The sequence below is a fragment of the Sphingobium sp. CECT 9361 genome, assembly GCF_918741285.1.
In the GTDB taxonomy this organism is placed as follows: Bacteria; Pseudomonadota; Alphaproteobacteria; order Sphingomonadales; family Sphingomonadaceae; genus Sphingobium.
Genome location: NZ_CAKKNC010000062.1, coordinates 1 through 2566 on the forward strand (window position 1 = coordinate 1; position 2566 = coordinate 2566).

1 protein-coding gene is annotated in these 2566 nt (G+C 59.5%); it reads left to right on the plus strand.

Annotated elements, in window-relative coordinates:
- Nucleotides 1-617: 617 nt before the first annotated feature.
- Nucleotides 618-2495, plus strand: coding sequence for a reverse transcriptase domain-containing protein (locus tag LQ220_RS24705; protein ID WP_216313996.1), 1878 nt, complete (start codon nt 618-620; stop codon nt 2493-2495).
- The last annotated feature ends 71 nt before the right edge of the window (nt 2496-2566 follow it).

A 2566-nucleotide genomic window follows, 5' to 3' on the forward strand; every position in this document is an offset into this window, starting at 1 on the left:
TACAAGGACAGTGCGCCGTTGTGGCGCTGAAAGGAGTATCAGTAATGATGAGGTAAGTTGAGGAAACCTCTGCCCGCCAAGCTAACCTCGGGTCCGAAAGACCTGAAATCCGGAAACGGACGGGGGACAATAGCATGCTTGGAGTAAGGCCGAATGCGTCCCAGTCGTAAGGGGGCGATGCCGGTCAGGGCAAGACGCGCACGGTGAAGGCTATACTGCTTAAATCCCAGTCTGCAGCGATCTATATAGCGATTCTGGCGAAAGCGACTGACACGCCAGTTCCGGACGATGGCAAGGGTCTCATGTCTTGGCCCTTTGCTCCTCAGCCCGTCCGGCGCGCCTCTCGTCGAGGGGTTCAGTGGATGAACGGGACACCTAACCGCGTCGTATCTCCGATCAGTGTAACTACGGGATGCCCTAAACAGGCGGCTTCGGCCGACCTGCATGGGTACGGAGCCGCCATAGTATTCAAATGCCCGGGGTAATGCCCGGGACAGCTCCCCCATTCGGGGAGACGGTGCATCCGCATAAGGAACGGGCGACCGGGCCGAAAACGGGGACCACCGGGAGAAGGGCGGCAGTTGCGATACTTCAACCGCAAATCATGGGGTGTGCTGATGCTACCTGAAACTGTGATGGCCCGGTTGGAGGCCATTCCGACGCTGGCAGCGTCGGGCAAACGGGTGAATGGGCTTCATCGTCTGATGGGGTCTCGGCTTCTTTGGGAGCAGGGACTCAGCAAGATCGCCTCCAATCGGGGAGCGATGACGCCGGGCGTCGATGGCGAGACCTTCGCGGACTTCGGTCCCGAGGACCTCGATCCGTTGATCGCGAGCGTGACGACCGGAGCCTATAAGCCGAGACCAGTGCGTCGGGTGTTTATCCCGAAAGGCAAGGGAAAGCGGCGTCCGCTTGGTATACCCACGCGCGACGACCGTCTCGTCCAGGAGGTGGCGCGCCAACTTCTCGAAAAGATCTATGAACCGGTGTTCTCGAACGCCTCGCATGGATTTCGACCGGGGAGATCGTGTCACACGGCACTTGAACATGTAAAAGCCGTCTGGACGGGCGTGAAGTGGCTTGTTGATGTGGATGTCGCTGGATTCTTCGATAACATCGACCATGACGTTCTGCTCACGCTGTTGCGGAAACGGATCGACGACGAAAAGTTCGTTGGCCTGATCGGCGACATGCTGAAGGCGGGCGTCATGGAGGGACGGGTGAACACCCCGACCTACAGCGGCACTCCGCAAGGCGGGATCGTCTCCCCGATCTTGGCAAACATCTACCTGCATGAGCTCGATGAGTTCGTCGCAGGCCGGATTGCCGCCTTCGAGAAGGGCAAGACCCGCGCCATGAATCCGGAGTACCGGAGATTGGCAGCACGCATCGCGAAACAGCGAAAGCGGCTCAAAAGTCTTCAAGCCCGCGACAACGTCGACGAGGTGACGATCAAGGCTGTTCTGGCCAAGATCGACATCATGTCGAAACAGATGCGTACGTTGCCGTCGCGAGATGGCTTGGACGCCGGATATCGCCGACTCCGCTATTGCCGCTATGCCGATGATTTCCTCATTGGTGTGATCGGTAGCAAGGAAGATGCGCGACAGGTCTTCGCCGAGGTTGGGGCTTTCCTGACCAACGCGCTGGCGCTGAGCGTGTCCGAGGAGAAAAGCGGTATCCGCAAGGCGAGCGACGGCGCCGCCTTCCTCGGTTATGAGGTGCGAACCTACACGGGACGCCAGTGGACGGTGCGGAGCCAGCTTGGCTCGCAGCACTTCAGCCGCAGGCCCCCTTCGGAGGTAATGCAACTCAACGTGCCGTGGGAGAAGGTGTTCGGGTTCGCCTCGAGGAAGGGATATGGTGACATGGCCGTGTTGAAGGCCAGCCACCGGAACGCTCTCCTAAGCTGTAGCGATGTCGAAATCGTCCTTGCCTACAACGCCGAACTGCGGGGGTTTGCGAACTACTACGCTCTTGCAAGAGACGTGAAATTCAAGCTCAACCGGCTTGAGTTCATTCAGCGTTGGAGCATGTTCAAGACCTTGGCGAGCAAGCACAAAAGTAGCGTGCGTGTCGTCGCCGCCCGCATGAGGTCGGGGCAGGAATATAGCGTCGGCTACGTCGTCGACGGCCAGCCTCGGTCGGTCAAGGTCTGGAAGCTGATGGATCTGAAACGTGATCGGGTGGACCCGGCCAAGGTGGATATTCCGCCTTGGACGCAAATCTACTCGCACTCACGGACTGACTGGGTCGATCGCCAGAACGCCAAGCAATGCGCGGCGTGCGGGCGGACGGACCGGCCTTGTCATGTTCATCACGTAGAAGGGCTTGCCGATGTTGCGCATAGTGGGTTCGTCACGATGATGAAGGCCGCACGGGCGCGCAGGACGAAAGTCCTATGCGATCTGTGTCACGCCGACACTCACCGGGGACGCCTGCCCGATAGCCGGAATATGGATGGTATTATCGCAGCGGAGAGCCGCATGCAGTGAAAGCTGCACGTGCGGTTCGGCGGGGGGATCAGGGCTGACTCTCTGAGCAGCACCAATCCTACCCGACTGGA